This window comes from Agrobacterium sp. rho-13.3 (assembly GCF_033957765.2).
Lineage (GTDB): Bacteria > Pseudomonadota > Alphaproteobacteria > Rhizobiales > Rhizobiaceae > Agrobacterium.
Genome location: NZ_CP192779.1, coordinates 15,540 through 41,597 on the forward strand (window position 1 = coordinate 15,540; position 26,058 = coordinate 41,597).

A 26,058-nucleotide genomic window follows, 5' to 3' on the forward strand; every position below is an offset into this window, starting at 1 on the left:
TTGCGCTGCCGTATTGCCCGCGTAACGCAGGCAATAAAAAGCCCGCCGAGATCCTTGGGGGAACCTTGGCGGGCTGCACCACCCCACCAAGGGAGCTGCGGGGCGATCATAGCACGGCACTTGCCGGGCGGCTCAATGGTCCCACTGGTCCCGCCCGTACCGCCGCCCACCGATCAAAATCCGACTCTTAGGGTCAATCGGCACGGCCTGCCGGCTGTCGTCGGCGCGCAGGACGTAGCAGATGCCGTGCTCCCCTGCTGGCGTGCTATCAAAGCCGATGATGTAAAACCGCCACCGGCACCGCGAAGTTTCGCGGTACTGGCGGAAGCCGTGGAATTCTCGCGTCTGCATGAGGTTTCCAGTCACCGCCGAATGCGGATGATTTTGGTATTGACCTTCGCCGTCGCGAACGTGTCGTTAGGCAGTGTTTCCAGTGTTTCGGCCTCGGGATGCTCGAACGTGATGGGCACCAGCGCGACCAGCGTCGCGGGCTCTCCATGTCCGCCCCGGCCGAGCAGGGACAACGCGGCCGCGATGTGCTTGCGCACGTCCCGAAACGGCGGATTCATGATGATGCGGGGGAATTCGATTTTGCCTTTCGCTTCCTCCGCATATTCGAGAAAACAGCGGTTTATGCAGGTGCCGAGCTTTTCCAGGGCAAGCGCTAGCGTGCGGTGTCGCTCGATCATGGTCAGCTCGTTGCGGCTGTGGCCCGACGCCAGCAGCGCCCGCACAAGCTGGCCAGTGCCGGCGCTCGGCTCGCAGGTGAGATAATCGCCAACCGGGCCGAGATAGCCGACCATCCGGGCGGCAACATCGCCCGGGGTCACATGGCATTCGGTCGTCTTGTCCACGACGACGGGTTCCGCCATTTGGGCCGCCCCCACCGACGCGAAACGCTCGCGCCGGTGGGTAGCGGTAAACAGCGGCTTATCCGGCCGGCTGTAGATGCTGGGCCGCTTTTTCATGCTGCGCCCTCCGCCTTTTCCTGCTCTGCGATGGAATCGGGCAAGGGGTGAGCCTTCGAGTCCGTCAGAAACACGGCGACCCAAGCGGCGTAAAGACGCGAGCCGGTGTCTGACGGATCTTTGCAGATTTTGAAACGGAACCCGCCACAGACGGAAACCCTGACACCTCTGTAATCTGCATAAATGCCGCTGTAAGCCGCTTTGGTCATTTCGACGACCGGGTAACTGTCGATCTGGCCGCGGTGGTAGAGGCTGCGCGACTGCAATTTTTTTGCCTGCAGGTTGAGGATCGGCGGCGGGCCTTCCTTCTTGGCCGGCACTTCGTAGCCCACCGACTGCATCAGGTCGCGCCAGTCATCGGCGGAAAGCTCGATTGACGAGGCATCGGCAAGGTGCAGGGGCAGGGGGACGCTACTTGTCAGCGTGAAAGCGTCCGCGCCCGTCTTCTTCGCGGCCGGCTTGTGCGCTCCGTTCTCCCTCGCGAAAATCTGCAGCATCGTTTCGGACAAAGGGCCTTCGTAACGCTCGACGGTCCCGAGCATTTCGCGTTCGTAGCTCAAGCGATTCAAGGTGTGTTCAATCCATCGCAGAATTGACTTGCCATCGATGGTGTTCTTGGCAGACCGGATGCACATTTCGCGGGCTTCCTGTGGCGTAACGGTGCCTTTCCGCACTTGGTCGTACAGGTCATGACTCGACAGGCTCCCGGTAGGAATCGACGAACCGACCGCGCTGCGGATTTTGTCATCGTCGGTCGTGTTCTCCCAGAATTTCAGGCGCAAATGGCCATGGTTGATGGTGCGTTGCAGATCCCGCAGCTCGGCAAGCAATGTGCGGATGCGGTTTGCTCGCACGCGGGGGCTGTTTTTCATGTTGGCGTGAGCTTCGACGCCTTCGACCTTGTACAGCCAGTAATTCGCCGACTTGCCAGCTTCCACGGATTTGGCCATTGCGGAGTGCATGCGCGCCTGAGTCTTGCGGGCTTTGCGTTCCGAGTGGTGGCCTACTAGGATCGGCTGCCCGCCCTCGAAAGCCCGCGAAAGGTCGTTTGCGGCCCGGTAATAAGCGCCCGATTCACGGTTCCGCCTTTCGGCGAGGGCTTCGAGCCGGTCGGCCTTGGCCTGCGCACGTTCGGCCAATGTCATCTGTTCCGGCTCGATTTCCCCAGCAAGCTCAATCGCCAAATCTTCCCGACCCGGCGACCACGAAGGCGCAACGAAAAGTTCCTGTTTCGGTGCCCAGTGATAGCCGGCTTCTCTCACCCGCGCGTATGTCTCCGCATCGAGACGACGCAAAGAGTAGAGCCGCAGTTTGTTATCTTCCGGGCTGTATGTCGCCGTGATGTAGGTCGATCCCGCCCCGGTTTGCGCTGCTGTCTCTTCCAGTGCATCGCTCGATGTTTCAAGAGCAGGATCTTGCTTGGTTTGCTGGTCGTTCATGTCATTCTCCGTTGTGGTGGTTGAGTGGTGTGTTTGCATCGCCGTCAGTCCCTTTCGCAGTGAGGGACAGCAAGCCCTGGCCGGGGCTGAGGAAAGGGGTGGAGTGCGGCTGGCGCGGCCCGCAGCGAAGCGAGGACACGGGCCGCACGGAAAGCGTCAGCGTCCCCTTGGATCGGCTCTGGCTTGGGCTAAGCTCTGTCCCGGTGCGAAAAGGCTGCGGCGGTGCATGCCACTCGGCCATCGAAGGGATGGACTAGAGCGACTGAAATAAGCGCATCAGCGCGAGGCCGCATCGCGGCTGTGATCCACGCTGAATCTGTCTTGCGAAAGCATTTCGTCATGCTGGTATTGGCGACGCCGGCGGGCGTCGACGCGGTGCATACGTCGCCATTGCTCCGGGATTCGGCGACGGGGCTTTGCCCACACCTGAACCCTCTGGACCTACGATATTTGCGTCTCCGGTCCGGCGGGCGGCGCACCGCGCCGGGCATGGACAAAGCGATGCAGGTTATGCACCGCGAACCCCCTGACGAACCCCCGCCTTGGCTTGGGGTGGTAGGATGCGCCGGGCGGATTGTGCCCGGCCATGCAGGCGAACGCCTGCGGCGCCAACGGCGCAACGCGAAAGGGATGGATGCCGCGGCGCAGCCGACGGCCGAAACCGCCGCAGGCGGGTTCGGTTCACGACAGCCCGGTCCCGGATTTATCCGGGATTCGCCCAGCTGGATGTTCTTGCGCCCTTGACAGTTTTAGGGATTCCCCTCCACCTACGGCCAATATGTATCAATTTGGTAGTACGATTGACGGTCATGGCCAAACAGCGGTTCCCAGACACGAATATGGCTCGCCCACCTTGCAATTCTCAAAATTCGGTTCTTGAAACGGAGCTTGAACGCTTAGCGAAGCTCGGTCTCGTCGCTACATTGGCAATCAATGAAACGCAGTTGGGCTATTACGTTACGGCGACATTCGCACGGTCACCGAAGGCTCTGAAGATGGTCCAAGAAATGGGCCTGACCTCGGAGGCAGAGACGATAAACAAGCTGATCAGCGACGAAAATAAGGTCTGGTATCTGACGACACGACGCGAGCGGAACAGTCCGCGGGTGCATAAGCATCTTGGGCGTCTCAACGATTTCATGCGCGAGAGATATCCAACGGACATAGTGCTGTTGATGCGCGATCAGGAATGGCCGGGCAAAGCAGCGGTGAAGACGCGCGGAGCCCGAGCGAAGCTAGCGCAGTAGGGCCTAGATCGGCGCGTCGACGCCGACCTAAACGCGATGCCGGCACGGCCCCCTAGTGCAGTTGTACTAGCCAATCTGCCTCAATTTGGCGTTGCCAAATAGTGCTATATTGGTTCTGTCACCCTTCACTACCAGGACAGAACCGTGCTCGAATTCTTCGCGCTCGCCGCAGAATGCGCCCCAGCCGTTGCACCGCAGACAATGGCTGCGATTGTGCAGACGGAATCGACGTTTAATCCTTACGCGATTGGCGTTGTGGGCGGCCGCCTACAACGCCAACCGCGTTCGCTACAGGAAGCGGTGGAAGCCGCGACCGCTTTGGAGGCCGGAGGCTGGAATTTCTCGGTTGGCCTGGCACAGGTCAACCGCCATAACTTCAAGAAATACGGCCTGCTGACCTACGCGCAAGCGTTCGAGCCCTGCGCCAACCTGCGTGCAGGATCTTTGATCCTGGCCGAATGCTATACCCGCGCATTCAAGAAGATGCGCGACAGGGGGCCGCAAACGGTGCTGCAAGCATCGTTCTCCTGCTACTACTCGGGCAACTTCACGCGCGGCTTCAAGCCGGACAGGCGTGGTGATCCGAGCTACGTTCAAAAAGTGCTGGCGCAAGCCGACGTGAAGCCGCGACCGATACAGGTCGTGCCTGCTGTCGTTGGCGTACGCCCCCCGCGTTACGACAAGGCTGCATCCCCCGCGGCCGAAGTCTCGCCAGCACTGGCAGCGACTCCGGGAGATAATCCTCCCTCCCTCCCGGTGTCGCTGCCTCCTCCCGATCACACGTCAGTGCTGATTGAGCTGCAGCCGCGTGTTTCGCGCTCAGACGACATCGAGCCGGCGACAAGTGTGACGCCTGCCGATGCTGACGCGGCACAGCCTGTCCGTCTCAAAATCACGAAGCCGGAGAAGCCTGCGCAGCAGGTGACCGGCGACGTGGTGATTTTCTGAGGCCCGCCCGATGAAAATCATGGTGGTGGAGAGCCCCAGCAAAATCGACACCTTGAGCAAGATCCTCGGCGATGGGTGGAAGATCATGGCCAGTGCTGGGCATGTCCGAGACCTGCCGCGCAAGGCATTGGGCATCAGCCAGCCCGATTTCGATCTGCATTACGAGTATTCGCCTGGCATCGAAGGCAAGCCGCACACGGGCGGTAAAGCCCGTGTCGATCGCATACGGCTGCACTTGTCGGATGCGGAAATGGTCTACTTGGCCACCGATCCGGACCGTGAGGGCGAGGCTATCGCGTGGCATCTGAAAGACGCGCTCGGCCTTCGCGATAGCGAGTATCAGCGCGTGTCGTTCGGCTCGATCGAGCCGGCTGCAGTAGCCGAAGGACTGCGCAACGCGCGAAAGCTCGACATGGCCAGCGTCCACGCCCAGGAAGGGCGGCGGGCGCTAGATCGGCTCGTCGGCTATCTCGTTTCTCCTGTGCTGTCTGACATGGCCGGCATGGGCTTGTCGGCGGGCCGAGTTCAAAGCCCTGCACTGCGGTTGATCGTGGACCGCGAGCGGGCAATCCGGGCCTTTAAGGTCACTAACCATTTCGGCGCGGTCGTGAAGTTCGACGGCGGCGCGTGGTCGGCGAAGTGGGACACTGCGCCGTTCGTGAGCGAGGAGCGGCCTTACGTCATGGATGTGGAGCTGGCGTCGCGTGCGGCGGCCTGCAGGAGCTTCCGCGTTCTGACGTCCGACAGCAAAGACGCCAAGGAAAATCCGCCGTCGCCATTCGACACGGCGCTGCTGCTGCAGGCGGCGAGCGTCAAGCTCAAGATGGACGCCGACGTGACGATGAAAGCGGCCCAGGCGCTATTCGAGGGGCCACCCGGCGCCGAGCATGGTTTCATCACCTACCACCGCACGGATTCCGTGAACTTCTCGCCGGCATCGCTGGCGGAAATTCGAGCCTACGCGCAAGCAAAGGGCCTGCCCGTTTCCGACAAGGCGCGGACGTGGAAGGAATCCGAAGATGCCCAGGCAGGACATCAGGCGATCCGCCCCACGGATCTGTCCGTCGAGGAAGCCGGCGAAACCGAGGCGCAGCGCGGCCTCTACCGGCTCATTCGCGAACGCGCGATTGCCTCCCAGCTGGCGGAGGCGCGCTACCGCAACACCGCTGTGCGTCTTGTTGCGCTCGATGGCGGGACGGCGTTCGAGTTCGTGGCCAAGGGCCGCGTGATGACGGATCCCGGTTGGCGCGTTCTCACTCAGGGCGACGCCGCTGACGAAGGCAACGGCGACGACGACGAGACCGGCCAGGTGCCGGTCCTGCCGGTCGGCAGCGGCAAGCTTGCCGACAATGCCGGCGAGCTGACGAAGCTCAAGACCGTGGCTCCGCCGCGCTATACCGAAGCGGCGCTCGTCAAGCGCCTCAAGGCCGATGGCATCGGACGGCCGGCGACATATGTCGCGATCGTCAAGACGATCCAGAGCCGCGATTACGTGCGGGTTGAGAAACGGATGTTTGTTCCGACTGAGGTCGGGCAAGTGCTGGTTGATAGCCTGGTGCGCGCCCGCTTCGGGTTTGTCGAGCTGGGGTTTACCCGCGTCATGGAAACCCAGCTCGATCGCATCGCCAAGGGTGAACTGAGTTATCGCGATGTGGTGTCTGCGGCGCACAGCGAGCTGGAAAAGGAATTGAAGAGTGTCGCTCTCAATTCCGATTTGAAGCCCGCGCATTCGTGTCCGAATTGTCAGGCGCCGCTTCGGCTCCTTAAACGGCCCGGCAAGGCGACGATCTGGTTCTGCACCGGCGCGGATACCTGCAAAACCTTCATGGACGACGACAAGGGCAAGCCGGTTCCCCGTAAGGAGCATCCGTGCCCGACCTGCGAGACGGCGATGCGGCGCTTCAAGCGCAAGAAAGGCCCGGGCTTCGGCTGGTTTTGCCCGAAGGAAGGATGCGAGACGTTTCTCGATGACAAGGACGGCAAGCCGCTCGCGGCGCAGGCCTGTCCGAAATGCTCCAAAGCTTTGCGACGCTACGCGAAAAAGGATGCGGACAAGAAGCCGACAGGCCTTTTCGGCTGGTTCTGCACGGGCGGCGACGACTGCAAGACATTCTTCGAGGACGTGAACGGTAGGCCGGTCGAAATCAAGACGGCGCCGTGCCCGAAGTGCGACCGCACCATGCACCGGCGCCAGGGCCAATACGGCTGGTACTGGGGCTGCTCCGGCTACCGCGAGGGCTGCAAGACCACAATGGCCGACGAAGGCGGAAAGCCTGTGCCGAAGCGGTCGGGCGGTGGATCAGGCAAGTCCAGCAAGAGCGCCAGCAAGCCGAAGACCCGCACCACGCGGGCCAAGCCGAAATGAGCCCGCCGTCACATTGGCGGCACGCTCAAGGGGTGCCGCAATAGCCTATTTTGGCTGCGGCATACAGTACAATTCACGGGGCGAATTCACGCCAAAGGGGGCACTGAACAGACGATCAACGATGCACCACCCGCAACTTCTCACCAATCAACCTCACTCAAGGATCCATCATGAAAGCAATTTCCGCAGTCTCGGCCCATCCGGCCGCTCGCTTCAATGCACAGCACCGCACCGCGCTGCTGACCCTCGCCGTTCTGGCCCTCGTCATCCTGGCAGGGCCGGCCGGAGCCCAGGGCTTGGACAAAGCCAACTCGGCGGTGCAGTCGGTCGTGGACACGCTGCAGGTCATTTCCGTCGGCGTCGTGACCATCGCCATCATCTTCGCTGGTTACAAGGTCGCGTTCATGAGCGCCCGCTTCATGGACGTCGTGCCGGTGCTGATCGGCGGCTTCCTGGTCGGCGGCGCCGCGGCCATCGCTTCGTTCCTCCTGCAGTAAGGGGCCGCGACCATGACGGCACCACGGAGCCCCGACGATTACGCGGCAGGGTACAGGGGCGACCCGCTGTTCAAGGGCTGCACGCGGCCACCGATGTTGTTCGGGGTTCCCGTGGTGCCGTGCATTCTCGTCGCAGGCTCACTCATGCTCCTGGCGTTCTGGGTCTCGTTTTATCTGATCCTCGCCGTTCCGGCCTCGGTCGCGATCATGCGGGCGATGGTTAAGGACGACGATCAAAAGTTCCGGCTGCTGGGCCTCAAGCTGCGCTTTCGCCTCATTCACCTCAATCGCACAGGGCGTTTCTGGCAGGCGTCGTCCTACAGCCCCCTTGCCTATACCAAGCGGAGATCCGACTGATGAACGCCGCCGTGAAATACGACGCAGAACTGCGGGGCGTTCGCGCCCTGCAGGATTTCATTCCGTTCCGGAGCCTTGTGGCTCCGGACACGGTTAGCACTGTTGGCAACGCCTACATGCGGACCTATCGCGTGCCGGGTGTCGCTTTCGAGGCAGCAGACGTCAACGAGATTTTGCGCCGGAAGGAACAGCTCAACACCCTCCTGCGCTCGATAGCGTCGCCACACGTTGCGATCTGGAAGCATACGGTCCGGCGCCGGTCGGCAGATACGTTGTCGGCGATCTATGACAACTCGTTCTGCCAGTCGTTGAACGACAGGTATTACCAGACGTTCGACGGCACGCGCGAGGGCGATCAGGGCGCGTATCGCATCATGGCAAATGAGCTTTACCTGACCATCGTTTACCGCCGCGAGCTGTCACGCACCGGCGGTCTCTTGACTCGGGCGGCCAAGCGCAGCCCGGCAGAAGCAAAGGCCGATATCGATGACGTTCTGTTGAAGCTCGATGAGCTTTGTGGGCGGTTTGAATCCAGCATGGAGGATTACGGCAATGACAGGCGCGGCATCGAGCGCTTGCGGACCTACACCGGCGCCGATGGCGCGCTGCTTTCGTCCCAGCTGGCTTTCTACAATTACCTGATCACGGGCGTGATGCAGCCCGTACGAGTGCCAGAGGCACCGCTCAATGAATACCTGGGCAATGCCATGGTGCATGTCGGCACCGAAACGATACAGATCAACGCGCCGCTGCAGACCCGGTATGCGCGGGCCATCGACTTCAAGGATTACAACAGTTCGACGGAACCGGGCATCCTGAACGGCTTGATGTATTCGGACTATGAGTTCGTGGAGACGCAGTCGTTCTCGTTCATTCCGAAATATGACGCCAAGGACTTCCTGGAGAAGCAGCGCCAGCGGATGGCCAACATGGACGACGCCGGCACGTCGCAGATCCGGCAGCTCGATGTTGCACTCGATCAGCTTATCGACGGCGAGTTCGCGATGGGCGAATACCACTACGGCTTGATGGTTTTCGGCCGCGAGGAAGGCGGCATTTCCGGCATGGAATCGGTGCGCCGCAATGCTGCAGCGGCACTCACGACGTTGCAGAATGCCGGCTTTTTAGCTGCGCTCGCGACGACCGCGACGGATGCGGCGTTTTACTCCCAGCTGCCGGCGACGTGGCAGTACCGGCCGCGCGTGGCTCGCCTGACGACGCAGAATTTCGCGGGCCTTGCACCGTTCCACAATTTCCGGGCCGGCAAGCGCGACGGCAATCCGTGGGGGCCAGCAATCACGATGCTCAAGACGCCTTCCGGCCAGCCGGCGTTCTTGAATTTCCACGCCTCTGACGGTGCGGAGGATGCGTTTGATAAAAAGGTTCTGGGCAATACCGCGATCATCGGCAAGTCGGGCACCGGCAAAACGGTACTCATGAATTTCTGCCTCGCGATGGCGCAGAAGTTCCGGCACGGAGACCGCTTCACCAATGTGTTTTTCGACAAGGACCAGGGCGCGAAGGCGACAATCCTTGCGATTGGCGGCAAGTATCTGACGATCAAGAACGGGGAACCGACAGGGTTTAATCCGTTCCAGATCGAGCCGACCGAAAGCAATATCCAGTTCCTCGAACGCCTCGTGAAAGTCTTGGTGACCGAGGGCGGCGATCGGATCAGCGTCGCCGACGATTCGCGCATTTCGCATGCCGTCCGGCAGGTCATGTCGCCATCGATTCCGCGAGGCGCCCGGCGTCTCTCCATCGTCCTGCAGAACATCACCGAAGGCGGCGATGCCAAGGACCGTGAAAACAGCGTGGCCAAGCGTTTGGCCAAGTGGTGCATCGATGACGGACACGGCAAACGCGGCACGCTCGCGTGGGTCTTCGACAACACGACAGACAAGATCGATTTCACGACGCACGACAATTACGGGTTCGATGGGACGGACTTCCTGGACAACCCGGACACCTGCGCCCCGATTTCGATGTACCTGCTCCATCGTATGGAGTCGGTCATCGACGGCCGCCGCTTCATCTACTGGATCGACGAGGTTTGGAAGTGGATCGAGGCCCGTGAGGGCCGCGGTGCTGAGGCCATGTCCGAGTTCACCGGCAATAATCAGCTGACGATCCGTAAGAAGAATGGTCTCGGCGTCTTCGCCAGCCAGCTGCCGAGCATGCTGCTCAAGTCGAAGATCGCCGCGCAGCTGATCCAGCAGACGGCAACGAAGATTTTTCTTCCGAACCCGGACGGCATCTATTCGGAATACGTCGATGGCTTTGGCTGCACGGTCGAAGAATTCGACTGTATCCGGCAGCTTCCGGAGAAGAGCCGCATGTTCCTGGTCAAGCAGAATGGCCAGTCGATGCTGTGCCAGCTCGATCTGCGCGGCTTCGATGATGAATTGAGCATCCTGTCCGGCGACACGGCTAACAACGTGGTGCTGGATGAGGTCATTGCGCACGTCGGGGACGATCCTGCGCAGTGGATTCCCGTCTACCTCGATCGCATCGCGGCGAGGAAGGCATCGTCCCGAACCCCTGACATGAGGAAATAGCAATGAAAACGCTGAAAACGCTATCGCTGGCGTGTGCGCTGGCTTTGGTCTCCGTGAGCGCGCACGCGCAGATCCCGGTGACCGATGCCATGCTCAACTCGCAGACCAAGCTCGCGCAAATCGAGACGATTAAGAAGTGGGTCGAGCAGTACAAGCAGATGGAAGCTCAGATCACCCAGTTGGAACAGCAGTACAAAGCTGTCACCGGCACCCGCAACCTCGGCGATGTTTTCAACAATCCCGAACTGAAGGACTACCTCCCGAAGGAATGGCAGTCCGTCTACGATTCCGTCCGTTCCGGCGGTTCGCAGGGGCTGACCGGCCGCGGTGCGCAGGTCTACCAGCAGGCGAAGATCTACGACGCCTGCCAGGCTATCGTGAGCGTGGAGAGCAAGCGCTCCTGCGAGGCAATGGCGGTGAAGGGTGCCCAGGACAAGGGCAACGTCATGGACGCCTTCGACGCCGCAAAGAAGCGGTTGACGCAGATCAACCAGCTTATGGGCGCGATCAGCACCACGACCGATCCGAAGGCCATCGCTGAGCTGCAGGCCCGCATTGCCACCGAACAGGCGGCCATCGCGAACTCGCAGACGGAAATGCAGCTCTACGCGATGGTTTCGGCGGCTGAAGACAAGGTGCTCGAACAGCAGCGCCGCGAAATCAACGCCAAGGCCAATGCCCGCAAGGGCGTCGCTCCTCTGCAGCCGGCCACGTTCTGACCCTGCAGCATCACCCTGGATGCCGGCTCTCGCCGGCATCCTCATTCGACGGAGGTTGCACCATGAAAATCAACATTGCGCTTATCGCGTGCCTGTTTTTGGCCGCCTGCAGCGACGCCGCGCCGACGCAGACGGTCGAATGGTACAAGGACCATGCGCCGGAGCGGGCCGCCATGCTGGCAGATTGCAAGGCCAACCTCGGCGAACTTGAGCTGACGGCCAACTGCCTTAATGCGCAGGCCGCGCAAAACCAGCTGGACAACGCACGGACGGGTATCGCGCCGCTTGCGCCGCTGCAGAAGAGCGGGGGCGGCTGATATGGACGATCCCATGATTTTTCAGTTCATCGGGACATCCATCACAAACGGGATGGATGCCTATGTGAATTCGACGGCGCCGGCGATCATCGCCAAGGTGACGGCTACGGCTGTGCTTCTGACGACCGTGTATTACGCTTACCTCGGCTATCTGATCATCTTCGGCAAGATTCAGGGCAGCATGGGCACGATCCTGCTGTCTGCCGGCAAGTTCGCGATCATCGCGGCATTCGCATTAAACGCGGGGTTTTATCTCGATAACGTAGCCGGCGGCGTGCGCGATCTGGAAACCGGCTTGACGCAGGCCTTTGCCGGCCAGCAAGGCACGGCGCCTGCGAACGTCTACGCGATGATCGACGAGTCGGTTCGCCAGGGTTGGACGCTATCGGGTGAAGCCTGGGAGAGTGCCGGCAATCGCGGGGTTACCGAGATGGGCATGATGTTTGGCGAATATATCGTCGCCATCGTCATCGCGGTGGCCACGATGGTTCTCGCCATTCCGGGCGGAGCCATGATCATCGTGGCCAAGACCCTCTTGGAGCTGTTGCTCGGCATAGGCCCGCTCTTTGTCATGTTTCTCATGTGGACGCCCACGCGGGGGTTCTTCGATCGCTGGTTCGGCTCGATCATGACCACGATTCTGACCATTGCGCTTATCTCGGCCGTGTTGGCGTTCGCGCTGAAAATGTTCGGTATCGTAGTCTCGGCGACCGACATCAACAGCAGTGCGGACAGTCCGTTTTTCGCGGCTCTGCGGCTCTCCGGCATCACGATCGTGATGCTGATCCTGCTCTATGAGGTCAAGTCGCATGCGGCCGGCTTGGCGGGCGGCATGTCCAGCGCTGCGATCACACTCAGCAACATTGCAAGCGGAACGGCAAGGGCGCTCTCTAGTCCTGCGAGCGTGGGCCGCGCGGCGGCTGGCGTCGTCAATCCCACGAGCACTCGTCGCGATATGCAGTCTGGGATGATGGTTACGGCTGGCCGAACTAACCACCTCGCGGCCGGTAACACGATGTGGAATCCGGCTTATCGACAAGAAGTCTTTTCGAACATGTTCGCGCATTGGGGCCCCGCCAAGGGCGGAAAAATGCGAGGGCAGTAGCGATATGCCCAGCGTCATAACGTGGCTTCTTAGCACTTAAAGCTAGCCAAGATGTATCATTGCGGCGCGACCGCAATGCACCAGATCGGCCACCCACCATTTCAGGAAGCAGACATGAAACAAGCGATTACCGCGCTGATCTTCGGCGCTTTGCTATCCGGGTGCGTCAGCACCCAGGCAAGCATCCCAGCTCTCGACGGCATGCCTCGCGTGCCGGTCAATAAAGTCGTTCCGGAGACGGTTCCGTACGCCGTTCCGGCAAGCACCACACCCACCATCACCACGCCGGGGGAGTAACCAATGCTCGGATCTTCGAAGGATAGGCAGCCCCAAGCTGCTCAGAGCCCAGCGGGCGCGCAGCAGGCTGCCGCAACCACCGCTGAAAACACTCATTTCGCACGCGCTATCAGCTGGGAGGAGAGTATCAACCGGCTCAATGCGCGAAGCGAACGCCGCGCCTGGTGGGTCGTTAAATTTCTGGTCTTTGCGCTCTTCGCTGCTTGCGCTGCGATCGTCGTGATGATGCCGCTGAAAGAAAACACACCGTATGTCTGGCTGGTCGATCAGAAGACCGGCCGCCCGGACCTCATGACTGCCGTCGACGAGCAGACAGTCAGTTTTGGCGAGGCAAACGATAAGTATTGGCTTGGCCAGTACGTGCAGGCTCGCGAGACTTACGACTGGTACACGATCCAAAAAGATTACGACACGGTCGGCTTGCTTTCGTCGCCCGAAGTCGGTGCGGCCTACGCCAAGCTCTTCGAGGGTGAGAACGCGCTCGACAAGCGCAACGGCGCAACTATTCGCGAGACAATCAAGATTGTCAGCGTCGTCCCCAGTGGCAAGAACATCGGCACTGTCCGCTTCGTGAAGACGACGAAGCGCGTCACCGATGCGTCCAGCCCCGGCACTTCGCAGGTCTGGGTCGCAACGATCGGTTACGAATTCAAGCCTGCGACCTTCGGGCGGGAATCAACCAAGCTGATCAATCCGTTCGGCTTCCGTGTGACCAGCTACCGCGCTGACGCCGAATTGGCCGGGGGTACGCAATGAAGGCCTTCGTCCTCGCGGCCGTCATGGCATTCGCCATGACGGGAACCGCCTTTGCCGTCGATGTTCCTACCGGCTCCCGCTACGACGCGCGAATCCAGTACGTGAACTACAACGCCGGCGATGTTGTTCTCGTCCGGACGCTCCCGGGCCTTGGCTCCCGCATCGTCTTCGCGCCGGGCGAACAGGTCGTCAGCGGCGCATCAGGCTTCACCGAGGGATGGGAATTCAAGGCTGCCGGCAACATGCTCTTCATCAAGCCGAAGTCCGTGAAGATCAGCGACACCGAAGTGCTCAGGCCCGAATCCGGAAAGTGGAACACCAATCTCATGGTGACGACCACGCTCCGTATCTACGACTTCGACCTCCAGCTGTTGCCCGGAGATAGCAGCGGTGAGCCTGCGAAGAATCAGGCAGCGGCCTATCGTGTCGAATTCCGTTATCCGGGCGAAGAACGCGCAAAGGCGGAAGCTGAAGCGCGCACTCGCGAGGTTGATAACCGCCTGTCGGCGAAGGCTTCGCCGGTCAACTGGCACTACACGATGCAGGTCGGCAAGAAGTCGTCCGGTATCGCGCCAAGCCTCGCTTATGACGATGGCCGTTTCACCTACATTCGGTTCCCGGGCAATCGCGATTTCCCCACCGTTTACATCGTCGCCGACGACGGCAGCGAGTCCATCATCGACACGCACGTGGATCCTGCCGCCACTGACATCCTGGTCGTGCATCGCGTGGCGAAGTCGCTTGTGCTGCGTCTCGGGCAGTCCGTCGTCGGCATCTACAACGAGCGCTTCGATCCGCAAGGCCGGCCTGCAGAGGACGGAACGACGGTTCCTGGCGTGAAGCGCACCATCATTGCGGAGGAAGCGAAATGACGATTACCGGACAGGGTGGTTCGCACTATCCGGGCAGCCGCGACGAAGAAGTCGCCGCACTCGACGGCGATCGAGGAATGCCCAGCGTCAACGCGGTAAAGCGATCGGGTCGCGGCCGCGCTCTTGTCGCTGTTTTCTTCCTGTTTATTCTCCTGGCTGTGGCCGCCTATGCGGCCTGGACATTGAGCAAGAGCGCTGACGCGCCGGTCAAGGAAACGAAGGCCGCGGAATCGACAGTTCCGGAGCGGAAGTTCGTTGCTCCGGTCATCCCGGAAGCCGAACAGCCGGCAGTGGTACCGGCCATTGCCGATACACAGCCTGCTCTGCCTGGCACCATGACGACGACAGAAACGAGCACGGACGGGCTGCCGGTAGGGCCGCCTCCCGCGTCCCTGGATAAGTCTGTCTCCGGGCTCATGATCGAAGGGACGCCCAGTCAGGTTACCGCGACGACGACGGCCGCTGATCCTGCGACAGACGCTGCAGCCGACACTCGCGGCGGCCCGCTCGATGGGATGCTGACGGGGACGAAGACGCCGAAGCGCAATGCTTCGATGCTCGGCAACCGGAATTACATTCTGGCCAAAGGCGCGTTCATCAATTGCGCCTTGCAGACTCGCCTCGATTCCACGGTCCCCGGCATGACCGCCTGCCGCGTGACGCGCGATGTTTTCAGCGACAACGGCAAGGTGCTGCTGGTCGAACGCGGCTCGATCGTGACGGGCGAGTACCAGGCCAACATGAAACAGGGCATGGAGCGCATCTATGTTCTCTGGACCCGGATCAAGACCCCGTTCGGCGTTGTTGTTGACCTCGATTCTCCCGCGACGGATGCCCTTGGCGGCGCGGGTGTCCCCGGCCACGTCAATACGCACTTCTGGAAACGCTTCGGCGGCGCGATGCTTCTCAGCATCATCGATGACGCAGCGGCCTATGCGACGCAGCAGCGGTCGTCCTCGTCACAGTCGCAGACGATCCAGACCGACAACACGTCGGACGCAGCGTCGGAGATGGCCAATACCGCGTTGGAGAGCACCATCAACATTCCGCCGACGCTGACAAAAAATCAGGGTGAGCAGGTCGGCATCTTCATCGCTCGCGATCTCGATTTTTCGGGGGTGTACCGTGTCGAACCCCGGTGAAGTTCTGGAATTCAGCCGCGCTACCTCGGTCCTGTCGTACCTCGAACCGCTCAATGCGTGGATGGAAGATCCGAGCATTACCGAAATCTGTGTCAACCGGCCTGGCGAGGTATTCATCGAGCGGGCCAGCCACTGGGAACGCCATGATTGCCCCGCCATGACGTTGGACCATTGCTCGGGCTTGGCGACTGCGGTCGCCAAGTTCTCGGGCAACCAGGACATCAGCGATAGTCATCCGATCTTGTCCGGCATGCTCCCCGGTGAGCAGCGCATCCAGATTGTGCGGCCGCCGGCATGCGAGGCCTACACATACGCCTACACGATCCGGAAGCCGTCGAAGGCAAGTCACACGCTCGACGACTACGAGAAGGCGGGCTTCTTCCAACACGTGAGGCCCGCCGCTTCGGGCCTGACGAGTGCCGAGCAGCAATTGAAGGAATTGCACAGCTCCGGCGATTACCTCGCCTTCCTACGCCTTGCGGTCAAGCAAGAGAAAAACATCGTCGTCGCAGGCGAGACAGGGTCCGGCAAGACCACGCTCATGAAGGCACTCATGCGTGAGATTCCTACGGAACAGCGGATCATCACCATCGAGGACACGCAGGAACTGTTCCTCCCGGACCATCCCAATCACGTCCATCTGTTCTATCCGGCGGCCGCCAAGGAGGATGCCGAGGTCAATGCGGCATCGCTCCTGAAAAGTTGCCTGCGCATGAAGCCTACGCGCATCCTTCTCGCGGAGCTGCGGAGCGGCGAGACATATGATTTTCTCAATGTGGCCGCCTCCGGCCACGCGGGCAGCATTACGTCTTGCCATGCCGGTTCGTGCGATCTGACCTTCGAGCGGCTTGCGTTGATGGTCCAACAGAACAGGCAGGGGCGAGAGCTGCCCTTCGATGCGATCCGTCGCCTGCTCTATCTGCTGGTCGACGTCGTCGTGCATGTGACCAATGACGTAGACGGCGGCCGCGGCCGACATATCACCGAGATTTATTACCGGCCTGAGCGCAAGCGCGAAGCCATGGCGGGCTCCGGCAAATGACGGCCCGCGGTTCACCCGCCACGATGGTGACGCCTGCAGCTCGTCGACGCGCTGCCGGCGTCACCACTGCCGCAACAGACGGCTGCACCCGCTCGGGGTGCGGCCGTTTCCATCTGCGCCCTTGGATTGGTGACGGCGGCCGCGCGATCGCCGGCGGGATCCGTCACCAAGACAATTTCAGCGCCATTTCCCTACTGAGGATCCTATGACTCCCGCCACCGCTGCAAAGGTCATTTTCGTTCTCGTCGCACTCGCGGCCGCCTGCGTCGGTGCGATGTGGGTCGCCGGTTTCGTTTTCTTCGGCTTGGCCAAGGTCAATCCGATGGGCAAGACGGATCTTTGGACCTGGTGGACCTATTGGCAGGCCTACAAGGGCGATCCGGCTGTCGCCAAACGCCTGCTTGCTGCTGCAGGCATTTCGTTCTTCGCAGTATTCGGGCTCATTGCCGCTGCAATCTTCGGCGCGATGCGCGAGCGCCGCGCTCTCTACGGCGAGGCACGGTTTGCCAGCCCTGCAGAAGTCGCCCGCGCTGGGCTGTTTTCAGACGGTGACGACGGAATCATCGTCGGCCGGTTGGGCAAGCGGTTCCTGACATTCGGCGGCATGCAGTTCGTGCTGCTGGCGGCGCCAACGCGCTCCGGTAAGGGCGTCGGCATCGTGATTCCGAATTTGCTCGCTTGGCCGCAGTCGCTTGTTGTCCTGGATGTGAAGGGCGAGAACCACGCGATCACGTCAGGCTATCGCGCTCGCCACGGGCAGGAGTGTTTTCTGTTCAATCCGTTCGATCTGAACGGTAAGTCGCATCGCTATAACCCGTTGGGTTATGTCAGCGACAATCCGCGCCATCAGGTAACGGAACTGCTTGCTATCGCAACCGCGCTCTACCCTGGCGCCGGCAAAGATCCGTTCTTTGATGAAGCCGCCCGCAACCTGTTCCTCGGGATCGGCCTGATGGTTTTCGAGACCAAGGGCCTGCCGCGCACGATCGGCGAAATGCTGCGCCAGTCATCCGGCAAGGGCATGCCCGTAAAGGACTACCTGCAAGGCATCGTCAACACCCGGAATTTCCGCGAACACCTGGACGTGATGGTGCTCGACGTCGGCGATGACGACGAGGCCGTAATCGACGTTCTGCGCGATGAACTCGGCATGGATAGGCCAGACGCGGAAATGCTGCTCGATGACGTGCCATCGGCGCGAAAGAAGAAGAAACCCGTAGTTATCGCCAAGGAGCTAAAAAAAGATGCTGCGCTCGCGCTTATCGAGGCGCTTGAAGCTGCAGGCGCTGAGGTGGACCATGCGTCAAAGATGTTACCGCTACAGGTTTGGGACGGCGTTGGCGACCCACCACTCACGTCTGCCTGTCTCGACGCATTGAGCCGGTTTCTCGGGACTTCGGATAACACGCTTTCGAGCATCATGGCGTCCTTCAATGCTCCGCTTACGCTGTGGGCGAGTCCGATTTTCGACGCCGCCACCAGCGGCAACGATTTCGATCTGCGCGACGTGCGCAAACGCCGCATGTCGATTTACCTGTGCATTCCGGCCAACAAGCTGGCTGAGGCGGAATTGATCCTCAACCTGTTCTTCACCCAGCTGATCAACCTCAACACCGATGATGTGCTCGGTTCTAGGCCTGACCTGAAATACCAATGTCTTCTGTTGATGGACGAATTCGCGGCTCCCGGCCGCATTGCCGTCATCGATAAGTCGAACGCTTACATGGCGGGTTACGGCATGCGGCTGATGTCAATCATCCAGTCGCCGGGCCAGCTCGAAGCCGAACCCCGAAAGGGTTACGGCAAGGAAAGCGCCCGGACGCTGATAACCAACCATGCGTGTCAAATCCTCTACACGCCACGCGAACAGCGCGATGCGGACGAGTATTCCGCAATGCTCGGCACCTACACATTTCGCGCGACATCGAAGAGCCGGCAGCTTGCGGGCCGCCCGGGCAGCAGTGAATCCGTCTCCGACCAGCGGCGACCGCTCATGCTGCCGCAGGAGCTGAAGGAGCTGAGCCAGAGCAAGCAAATCATCAATCTCGAAAATACGAAGCCGATCCTCTGCGATAAAATTCGTTATTACGAGGATGAAGTGTTCCTCGCGCGTCTTCGCGAGGTTTCGCCGTCGCTGGTGAATCCGCCGCGCTTCTTTGGGTTATTGGCTCCGGCGAAGCCCAGCCGCGCCCAGCTCGAAACAGCCTGGGGCGCCGGCGAGCTGGCGGCAGCCGTGCCGACCTTAGATTTCGACTTGCACCAGGCGCTTACCGAGAATCGCTCCCGTGAGGCGACGACGGCTGACCTTGCCGGTGGTGTGGACCTAAGCCGCCTTGCCCTGGACACCGGCGCGATTTCAGTCGTTGAGGCGGGCGCTACGCCAGCGGACGTGGAAAGCACCGTGCATGAGTTTTTTGATGTGCTCTTCGCGGCAAACGGGATCGAGCGTCCATCCGAGGACGAGAGCGATGACGACGTTGATAGCGATGGCTCGTCTTCGCCGGCCTCTGTGGCCGAGCTGGCCGCGCTCGATGCGGAAACATCCGCGAGCGATGATCTTCCCGCCGAACAGCCAGCGATTGCCGAGGGCGAGGCGCAAGACGAGCCGGGCGACGTTCTCCCGGCTATCGACATGGCTGACCTCTATGTCAGCGAAATATCTGACGATATGCCGGATGACGTTCCGGATTTCGTGCAAGATGAACCCGAATGGCTTGAAGTAGAGCCGGACGAGTTTCCAAGTAACGATTCGATTCTAGATTTATCCGTTCTTGACAGACCCGAAATTGCGACAGGACACTAGCCGCAACTAGGTTCTTTGATCTTCGTGATCCTGCCATTCCGGTCAGGACGCAGAAGCGGGCAATGCCCACCACTAGGAGACACCTGTATGACCAGTGAGACCAACACCGCCCCCACCAGCAGCACCGGCGCCGGCAAAGATAATGCAAAGGAAGCGCCGAAATACCGTATGGACCCCGCCGAGATTCCTACCCCGATCCGGCAGCTCGTAGCCAAGGAAATGGGCACGGCTGCAGACGTTTACCCGGCCAAGGACGGGGGCAATTACAAGGGCCGCGTCGTCCATGCGGACGACAAGTTCATCGTCCAGGCGATCGGCAAGGGCGAGAAGACGGCGATCGTCCATGATCGTTCTGAGGTCGAAATCAAGGGCGCGGCGCTCTTGAGTCGTGCCGCGAACAACGACCTGGGCGGCCGGAACGTGCAGATCCATTACCGTGATGCCGACAAGGGCGCGGCGATGTATCCGCACAACGCCGAAAAAGAGCAACAGCAGCGTGAAGGCGGCAAGTCGCTTTACCAAGCGACGATGACCGAGCTGTATACCAAGATGGCCAGGGAGTACGCCGAGCAGAACATCAGCTCCCCGAAGCAGCGTGCTGAATTCCTAAAGCATTTCGACAAGGTGACGGAACGGGTCGTCTCCGAGCTGCAGAAGGATCGCCCGGAAGCGTCGAAGACCGATCCGGAAAAGGCGAAACCCGAGCCTGAGAAGTCGGCCAAGGCGCAGGAAGCGCCGCAGCAGGCCCAGGGCAAGCCGCAACCGTCGCAAGACCGCTGAGGATATGACCATGGCGACGTTAACGAACGACGCCCCCGAGGCTGGCCTCCGGCCAGCCTTCGGGGTCACCATGATCGACGACAAGCCCGCAACCTCCCTCCGTTTCGAGCGATCCGAGCGCGAGGGCGGCGAGGCCTTCACCGTGTCTTTCCATCTTGGTGGAAAGCAGGTGGCGCGGTTCAAGGATCTTGACGCCAGCGCCCTCGATAGCACCGTCGGCGAAGCCAACGGCAAGGCAATCCGCGAACGAGCAGAGCAGCGCGGCACGTTGACCGGCGAGACCTTGTCAAACGCCTACGGCCTCAGTCCAGCCGAGCTGGCCAGCCGGGCGGCCGAACAGGCCGCACGCGATGCCGGTGACGCCCAGGCCGCTCGCGCCGGTGCATTTCGTGAGGGCATGCAGCAGCGGCATCCTGCGCTGCAGGAGGACGGCCAATGGACCGTGCAGGCCAAGGACGCGAAAGGCCTCTATCGCGATCTGTTGACCACGGACGATGCGCACGAAGCGCATCGGCTTTATCTGCAGGGTTCCGAGTTCCGCGTGATCGACAACAAGATCAAGGATTACGCCGCCGACTACGATGACCGCGGATTAGGCCCGAATGTCGAGCAACAGACTCGCTATCACGGCCGATCGACGTTCCAGGAAGTGCTCCGCGAAAAAGAGCCCAACGTGATCAAGGTCGATCTTGATCGAGCGAAGACCGGCGATATCGACGTGGGTGAAGCGTTGGATGCCGCTAAAGCCCAGCGCGAGCGCGATCGTCACCGCGGTGAAATGGAAGCCGGAGCGCAGCGGGTCGCGTTCCTCGAACAAGATGCGAAGCGGCGTGATCGTGGGAACGACCTGGACGAGCTGGCTGGCCGCAAGCCGGATTTCTCGCCTTTGGTGATGACCGAGGATGAGAAGAATCGGCGCATCGAGCTGACGGAGCGGATCCATTCGCAATTTCGCGTGCATGGGTCTGAATTCCGCTTCAAGGATCAGCCGGCTAAGACGGCATTCCGCGATGCCGGCGATTCCCTCAAGACGGCAACCAACGATGACCGGGTGGCGAAGGCTATGGTCACGATGGCCGACGCCAAGGGCTGGAAGACCATTTCCGTGTCGGGTCATCCGGATTTCCGCCGCGAGGCGTGGCTGGAAGCCAGCCTTCGCGGAATGGAGGTCAAGGGCTACAAGCCGCAGCAACAGGACCTGCAGGATCTGGCCACGATGCGCGAGCGGCAAGAGCGCAACGTGGTCGCGGCAGTGCCGGAGCGGGTGCAGGCCGACCGCGGCGCCGACAAAGCCGTGCAGCGGCCGCAGGAAGCTCCCCAGCGTGCGCAGGAGCCTGCTCGCGGCCTGCAGGCCTCAGGAGCGTCCTCGCAGGACCAACAGGCCGGTAAGAGCGCTGTAAGGGCTTACGCGGGCATCCTGCTCGCTCATGGTGCAGCGAACTACAAGCACGATCCGCAAGAGCGGCCCAGCTACTTCGTCACCCTGGCCACCGCCAAGGGCGCGGAAACTGTCTGGGGCAAGGATCTGCAGCGCTCATTCGCGGAAAGCGGCGTGAAAGTCGGCGAGGCGATCAAGGTCGCATTCGCCGGCGACAAGGACGTGACGGTCGAGGCGAACAAGCGCGATGAGAAGGGCAAGGTAATCGGCGTCGAGCCGATCGACACGCGCCGAAACAGTTGGGACATGGCCAAGGCACCGGAAAGCGAGCGGGCTTCGATTGTCAAAGCCGTCGCGGCTGCGGTCATGGCCGACAAAGTGAAAGATCCAGCGCATCGCGAGCTGGTACTGCAGGCGATCAATGATCGAGTTGATCGCGAGGACAAGGCCGGACGGCTACCGCCAGTCCGCGTATTCGACCATAACGCGCCGGCGCAAGACCGCGGCGCGGAACGCGCCCGGCCCCAGGTCGAGCGCGAAGCGGAGCGCACCCGTTAGCGCATGACCTGGTGACGCGGATCTCCGATCGAGGCGGATCCGTCGTCACCACTCCCCTTCCCTTCTCTTGGTGACAGCCGCAGCTCGTCGACGTGCTGCCGGCGTCACCACTAACGCGACAACGGAGACGCAATGAAGATTCACGGTCTGGTTCTTACCATCGCGGTTGCCTCGATGTTGGCGGCTTGCGCATCCGCGCCAAAGCCGCCGACCGTCAACGGCCGTGATCGGGTCAAAATCAATACCCCACGCGATCAGCACGCCCTGGCGATGCAGGTCTTTCCGGATCGGCCGCAGGAAGCTGCACTTCTGCAGGGGAATGCGCCGGCATCGAGCACTGTATCCATCCATTTCCCGTGGAACGATGCGCGGTTCCGCATTTCCCGGCGCCAGGCCGCCGAGCTGCAGTCGCTTCTCCGCTCTGGCTATGTCCGTGTCGCGGTTCGCGGCCGCACGGACGCCACAAGGCCGAGTGCCGGCGACGAAACAATCGCTGCGAGACGTGCGGCGGCCGCGCGGGATTGGCTCATCCACCAGGGCGTGCCGGCGATCGCGATCACGACGAATTACGCATCTGCCGCCGATCCTCTCGCCGGCAACAACTATTCGGGAGGTCGCGCGCTCAATCGGCGTGTGGACATCGAAATCATCCGCAGGTGATCACTTGCGGCAACTGTCACAGGAGACCGACATGAAAAAGGTAATGGCGACGCTTCTCGCGGTGGCGATGGCCGGTACGGCATCGACTGCCAGCGCGGAAGGTTTCACGGGTGACACGAAACTGGCCTGCGAGGCCATTTTGTGCCTGTCCACCGGATCGAGGCCGAGCGAATGCTCGCCGCCGATCCGCAAGTATTTCAGCATCACGGCGCGTCGCATGAGCGACACGATCAAGGCCCGCAAGAACTTCCTCAACTTGTGCCCGGCCGCGTCTCAGGACGACAGCATGCGTTCGCTGGTGGATTCCATCGCCAATGGCGCGGGCCGCTGCGACGCGGCCACGCTCAACGCCTCGCAGCGTGTGTGGCGGCGTGACGATGGCAGCCGGACGGTCGTTCGCAACAGCCTACCCTCGCACTGTGGCTCCTACGGCGGCCATGGGTATATCGATCCGGAAAACGCCACCGTTGCCCGTTACGTCGGCGACCCGGAGCGCGGTGGCTTCTGGGCCGATCCTGCTGATTACGATGCGGCTTTGGCCAGGTACAACAGCCAGCTGCGCGACGGTAACGGCTGGAACGGCAATGGCGAGGGCGGCGTCCGGTGGAGGGCGGACGGCGGCCGGTAAACGGGCGCAACATTGCCGGCGCGTATGCGATCGGTACGCAACAAAAAACCCCGGCGATCAAGCCGGGGTTTTTTTTGCCTCATTGGCGCTGCCGATCACTTCCAGCGGCCGCCCTCCGTGTCCAGGTAATCGGCCGGCAGGCCGAATGCAGCTAATGCGCTGGCCAGTGCGCGATCGATGCGCCCGCGCCCCGCCTGGGCGCGGATCAACTGCCGGCAGGCGCTGGCCGCCTTGTTGGGGTCCGGTTTGATTTCGAGCGGATCGTCTCTTTCGGTAGCAATGTTCGTCATGACGGCGGGCTCCTATTCGCGAACGCAGGGCAGCGGCCGGTATTCCGGCCGCTGCGGCGGCATTACGCGGCCTGTTTCTGCTTGGCGGTGGGCGCGGCTGCCTTCTTTGCCGGCGCGGGCTTCTTGACGGCGCTCTTCTGCTTCGCGGCCGTCTCCGGCTTCGCCTTGGCTGCGGGCTTCGCGGCTTTCGGCGCTGCGGGCGTCTTCGGCTTCGGCGTGCGGATCAAGGACGGCACCCAGCCGGTCCCGGCGAGACGCTTTTCGGCTTCCGTGGCCAGTGCGCCTTTCTTCATGGCCAACAGCGCATCGATGTCGGCCTTGCCGTTGAGCTTCCCGGCTTCCTTCAACGCCTCCACGATCAGCGGTTTGCTGACCTTGCCGAGATAGTTTTCAGCGGTCGGGGTGAAATGCTCGCTCATGTCGAATTCCACTGCAGCGAGAAACTTAGCAGTAAGTCCGCTGTGGTCCTTATCGAGGCTGACGGACAAGGCGACGCCAACGGCGATGATGTTGTCGATTTCACTGGGCTGCATCGCCGCAAGTGCATCCCACAGCGCGTCCTCGCCTTGCGGAAGCGCTTTCACCGTCTCGGCACACCGATCCAGAAACGCTTGACCCGCTGCCTTCCCGGTTTCGTCGGTGATCGGGTGATAGGTCCGCGTGCCGCCATAGCCGTCCCGGCCGATGACGTAATCGCAGGGCGTGCCAGCCCCGCGATAACCGCCGCCGAAGCTGGTACGGATACGCTCCACCATAGAGCACGCGAGAAGAACTTTTGCGACGTTCGGACGGCTTGCCGTTGCGGTCTGTGCGGCAAGGTTGCGATGCCCCAGCAGCGACCGGCGCAGCGCGTCGGACAGCGCGTCGCTTTTGCGGCCTGCCGCTTCGGTTTCTCGCCCGCCTTGCACGGCGTAACTGCCGGCTACCTGCGTCACAGCTCCGCGGTCGGCGGTGCGGACCAGTCCTTTCATAATCGTTACTTCGCCATTCGCATAGGCAAGGATCACGCCAGCATTGGCCATTAGTTCGGGGGCGAATACGGCGGCGGCAGCCTCGATGTCATCGATTTCGTTGCGGATGTCGATGCAACGTTCTTCGTTCGCGTCGTAGGTATCGCTTTCTTCTTCCGTCAATTCGTCTGCATCGCTGTCCGTGAGGGCGCGGTTGTCCGTTTCCAGCCGTTCCGCTTCCGCATCCAATGCCTCGATCTTGGCCTTGGCGTCGGCGGGCAACAGGTCGGGGTCGGCTTCTATCCTACCCATGCGGCGGATCGCGGTATCGTCGAGGACCGATTGCACCTCAACCCAGCCCCAACCCTCGGCGCGGTACTGCTCGGCTTTGGCGTTGATCTTGGCCGTCACCAGTTCGTCCAGCAGTACAGGGTCAGTGATGAACCCGCCGGAGCCGTCGCCGCTGAACAGGTCTTGCCGCACGCTGCCGCCTGCGTCGCGATACACCTGCAGCCCACCGATGAAGGGGATGCGCTTGTCGGTGGACACGTCGACGTCACCGGCCAGCACAGAACGGCGCAAATCGGCCGGCTTCTTGTCCCACGACTGCGCATTGCGCCAGACCCGGGCTTGTTTTTCGTGGTCGTCGGTTGAGCACAGCGCAATCAGCTGATCGGTGGTGATTTTACCGGCGCGGAATTCTTCCAGCAGTGCAGGGGCGGCCTTGGTGAGCTTCAGACGACGTTCCACGACCAGCGGCGTCACGCCGAAAGCGTCGGCGATGTGGTCGATGGTGAATTGTTCCTCGGTGAGCTTTACGAATGCGTCGAATTCGTCGGCCGGGTGCATGGCTTCGCGCATGGTGTTTTCGGCGAGGCTCGCGGCCGTGGCGTTGCCCACGTCGATGACTTTGCACGGCACCATGAAATCGCCCGTTCGCTTGCCCTGCTCGATCAGCAGCGCGATTGCCTGATAACGGCGGTCACCGGCATGGACGGCGTAGGTTCCATCCCCGGCGAGGCTCACGACCAGATTTTGCAGCACGCCCTGGGCGGCGATGGAAGCGGCGAGCGCGGGGATGTTCGTCGCCTTGTTGGTGCGCCGTGCGTTGTGGTCGGTGCGGGCCAGCTGGGAAAACGGGATCATGGTCGGCTTGTCGTTGCTGTTCATCGTGAAACTCCTTCGTTTGGTGGTGGTGGGTGTGTGGCGGAAAAGACGGCTCCGCCAAGCCGGTGAATCGGTGCTCTGTCAGCTGGTGGCTGGGATCAGTTCGAGACGACGCCACGGGTACGCTGTGAGCTTTCTGCAGTTGGTCCGGCATGCCGACTCTGTGTCCGCCTCCGCTGTCATCCGAACTCGTTTGCCCGTCTTGATATTCACGG

24 protein-coding genes are annotated in these 26,058 nt (G+C 61.5%); 19 read left to right on the forward strand and 5 right to left on the reverse strand.

The features are described from left to right. Positions 1-132: 132 nt before the first annotated feature. From RMR16_RS26715 to RMR16_RS26725, 3 genes are read right to left on the reverse strand one after another with little or no spacing between them, the layout of a single operon-like run. On the reverse strand, positions 133-366 hold the full coding sequence (locus RMR16_RS26715) for a hypothetical protein (protein WP_432355595.1): 234 nt from the start codon (positions 364-366) through the stop codon (positions 133-135). After that, positions 363-968, reverse strand: a complete 606-nt coding sequence (locus tag RMR16_RS26720) for a methyltransferase type 11 (RefSeq protein ID WP_320201765.1) — start codon at positions 966-968, stop codon at positions 363-365. Before RMR16_RS26720 ends, RMR16_RS26715 begins: the two co-directional genes overlap by 4 nt. After that, positions 965-2,407, reverse strand: coding sequence for a DUF3560 domain-containing protein (locus RMR16_RS26725; protein ID WP_320201764.1), 1,443 nt, complete (start codon positions 2,405-2,407; stop codon positions 965-967). The genes RMR16_RS26720 and RMR16_RS26725 overlap by 4 nt, the downstream gene beginning before the upstream one ends. Positions 2,408-3,216: 809 nt before the next feature. Here RMR16_RS26725 and RMR16_RS26730 point away from each other — a divergent pair. The 19 genes from RMR16_RS26730 to RMR16_RS26820 all read left to right on the forward strand — a co-directional run bounded on the left by RMR16_RS26730 (position 3,217) and on the right by RMR16_RS26820 (position 23,436). Beyond that, positions 3,217-3,654: a hypothetical protein gene (locus RMR16_RS26730; protein ID WP_432355599.1), complete on the forward strand. Its 438-nt coding sequence runs from the start codon at positions 3,217-3,219 to the stop codon at positions 3,652-3,654. A gap of 144 nt (positions 3,655-3,798) precedes the next feature. Beyond that, the gene (locus tag RMR16_RS26735; RefSeq protein ID WP_320201762.1) at positions 3,799-4,602 is read left to right on the forward strand and encodes a lytic transglycosylase domain-containing protein; all 804 of its coding nucleotides are present in this window, start codon (positions 3,799-3,801) and stop codon (positions 4,600-4,602) included. A gap of 10 nt (positions 4,603-4,612) precedes the next feature. After that, complete coding sequence (locus tag RMR16_RS26740; protein WP_320201761.1) at positions 4,613-6,967, forward strand: type IA DNA topoisomerase; 2,355 nt, start codon at positions 4,613-4,615, stop codon at positions 6,965-6,967. 170 nt (positions 6,968-7,137) lie between these two features. Then, a complete protein-coding gene (locus RMR16_RS26745) occupies positions 7,138-7,464 on the forward strand; it encodes a TrbC/VirB2 family protein (protein ID WP_320201760.1) in 327 nt (108 codons plus the stop codon). A 12-nt stretch (positions 7,465-7,476) separates the two neighbouring features. After that, the gene (locus tag RMR16_RS26750) at positions 7,477-7,821 is read left to right on the forward strand and encodes a type IV secretion system protein VirB3 (protein ID WP_320201759.1); all 345 of its coding nucleotides are present in this window, start codon (positions 7,477-7,479) and stop codon (positions 7,819-7,821) included. After that, positions 7,821-10,379, forward strand: coding sequence for a VirB4 family type IV secretion/conjugal transfer ATPase (locus RMR16_RS26755; RefSeq protein ID WP_320201758.1), 2,559 nt, complete (start codon positions 7,821-7,823; stop codon positions 10,377-10,379). The genes RMR16_RS26750 and RMR16_RS26755 overlap by 1 nt, the downstream gene beginning before the upstream one ends. Positions 10,380-10,381: 2 nt before the next feature. Next, positions 10,382-11,098, forward strand: a complete 717-nt coding sequence (gene virB5 / locus RMR16_RS26760; protein WP_320201757.1) for a P-type DNA transfer protein VirB5 — start codon at positions 10,382-10,384, stop codon at positions 11,096-11,098. Positions 11,099-11,160: 62 nt separating this feature from the next. Further along, complete coding sequence (locus tag RMR16_RS26765; protein WP_320201756.1) at positions 11,161-11,415, forward strand: EexN family lipoprotein; 255 nt, start codon at positions 11,161-11,163, stop codon at positions 11,413-11,415. 1 nt (position 11,416) lies between these two features. Further along, entirely contained in the window at positions 11,417-12,520 is a 1,104-nt protein-coding gene (locus RMR16_RS26770) for a type IV secretion system protein (protein WP_320201755.1), read from the forward strand. A gap of 114 nt (positions 12,521-12,634) precedes the next feature. Continuing rightward, a complete protein-coding gene (locus RMR16_RS26775; RefSeq protein WP_320201754.1) occupies positions 12,635-12,817 on the forward strand; it encodes a hypothetical protein in 183 nt (60 codons plus the stop codon). Positions 12,818-12,820: 3 nt separating this feature from the next. Continuing rightward, positions 12,821-13,573, forward strand: a complete 753-nt coding sequence (locus RMR16_RS26780; protein ID WP_320201753.1) for a virB8 family protein — start codon at positions 12,821-12,823, stop codon at positions 13,571-13,573. Further along, positions 13,570-14,445, forward strand: a complete 876-nt coding sequence (virB9, locus tag RMR16_RS26785) for a P-type conjugative transfer protein VirB9 (protein WP_320201752.1) — start codon at positions 13,570-13,572, stop codon at positions 14,443-14,445. The genes RMR16_RS26780 and virB9 overlap by 4 nt, the downstream gene beginning before the upstream one ends. A gap of 77 nt (positions 14,446-14,522) precedes the next feature. Beyond that, positions 14,523-15,587: a type IV secretion system protein VirB10 gene (gene virB10, locus RMR16_RS26790; protein WP_432355609.1), complete on the forward strand. Its 1,065-nt coding sequence runs from the start codon at positions 14,523-14,525 to the stop codon at positions 15,585-15,587. Further along, a complete protein-coding gene (gene virB11, locus RMR16_RS26795; RefSeq protein ID WP_320201750.1) occupies positions 15,571-16,629 on the forward strand; it encodes a P-type DNA transfer ATPase VirB11 in 1,059 nt (352 codons plus the stop codon). The genes virB10 and virB11 overlap by 17 nt, the downstream gene beginning before the upstream one ends. Before the next feature lie 304 nt (positions 16,630-16,933). Then, on the forward strand, positions 16,934-19,432 hold the full coding sequence (locus RMR16_RS26800) for a type IV secretory system conjugative DNA transfer family protein (protein WP_432355606.1): 2,499 nt from the start codon (positions 16,934-16,936) through the stop codon (positions 19,430-19,432). 87 nt (positions 19,433-19,519) lie between these two features. Then, positions 19,520-20,212 carry a KfrB domain-containing protein gene (locus RMR16_RS26805; protein WP_320201748.1) on the forward strand — a complete coding sequence of 231 codons (693 nt, stop codon included), beginning with the start codon at positions 19,520-19,522 and terminating at the stop codon, positions 20,210-20,212. Positions 20,213-20,222: 10 nt separating this feature from the next. Beyond that, complete coding sequence (locus RMR16_RS26810; protein ID WP_320201747.1) at positions 20,223-22,148, forward strand: LPD7 domain-containing protein; 1,926 nt, start codon at positions 20,223-20,225, stop codon at positions 22,146-22,148. Between the two features lie 132 nt (positions 22,149-22,280). Beyond that, complete coding sequence (locus RMR16_RS26815) at positions 22,281-22,808, forward strand: OmpA family protein (protein ID WP_320201746.1); 528 nt, start codon at positions 22,281-22,283, stop codon at positions 22,806-22,808. Positions 22,809-22,839: 31 nt separating this feature from the next. Further along, the gene (locus RMR16_RS26820) at positions 22,840-23,436 is read left to right on the forward strand and encodes a TrbM/KikA/MpfK family conjugal transfer protein (RefSeq protein ID WP_320201745.1); all 597 of its coding nucleotides are present in this window, start codon (positions 22,840-22,842) and stop codon (positions 23,434-23,436) included. 95 nt (positions 23,437-23,531) lie between these two features. Here the strand turns inward: RMR16_RS26820 and RMR16_RS26825 are convergent, their stop codons facing one another. Both RMR16_RS26825 and RMR16_RS26830 read right to left on the reverse strand, forming a co-directional pair. Then, the gene (locus tag RMR16_RS26825) at positions 23,532-23,726 is read right to left on the reverse strand and encodes a hypothetical protein (protein WP_320201744.1); all 195 of its coding nucleotides are present in this window, start codon (positions 23,724-23,726) and stop codon (positions 23,532-23,534) included. Positions 23,727-23,788: 62 nt separating this feature from the next. Continuing rightward, positions 23,789-25,846, reverse strand: coding sequence for a ParB/RepB/Spo0J family partition protein (locus RMR16_RS26830; protein ID WP_320201743.1), 2,058 nt, complete (start codon positions 25,844-25,846; stop codon positions 23,789-23,791). Between the last annotated feature and the right edge of the window lie 212 nt (positions 25,847-26,058).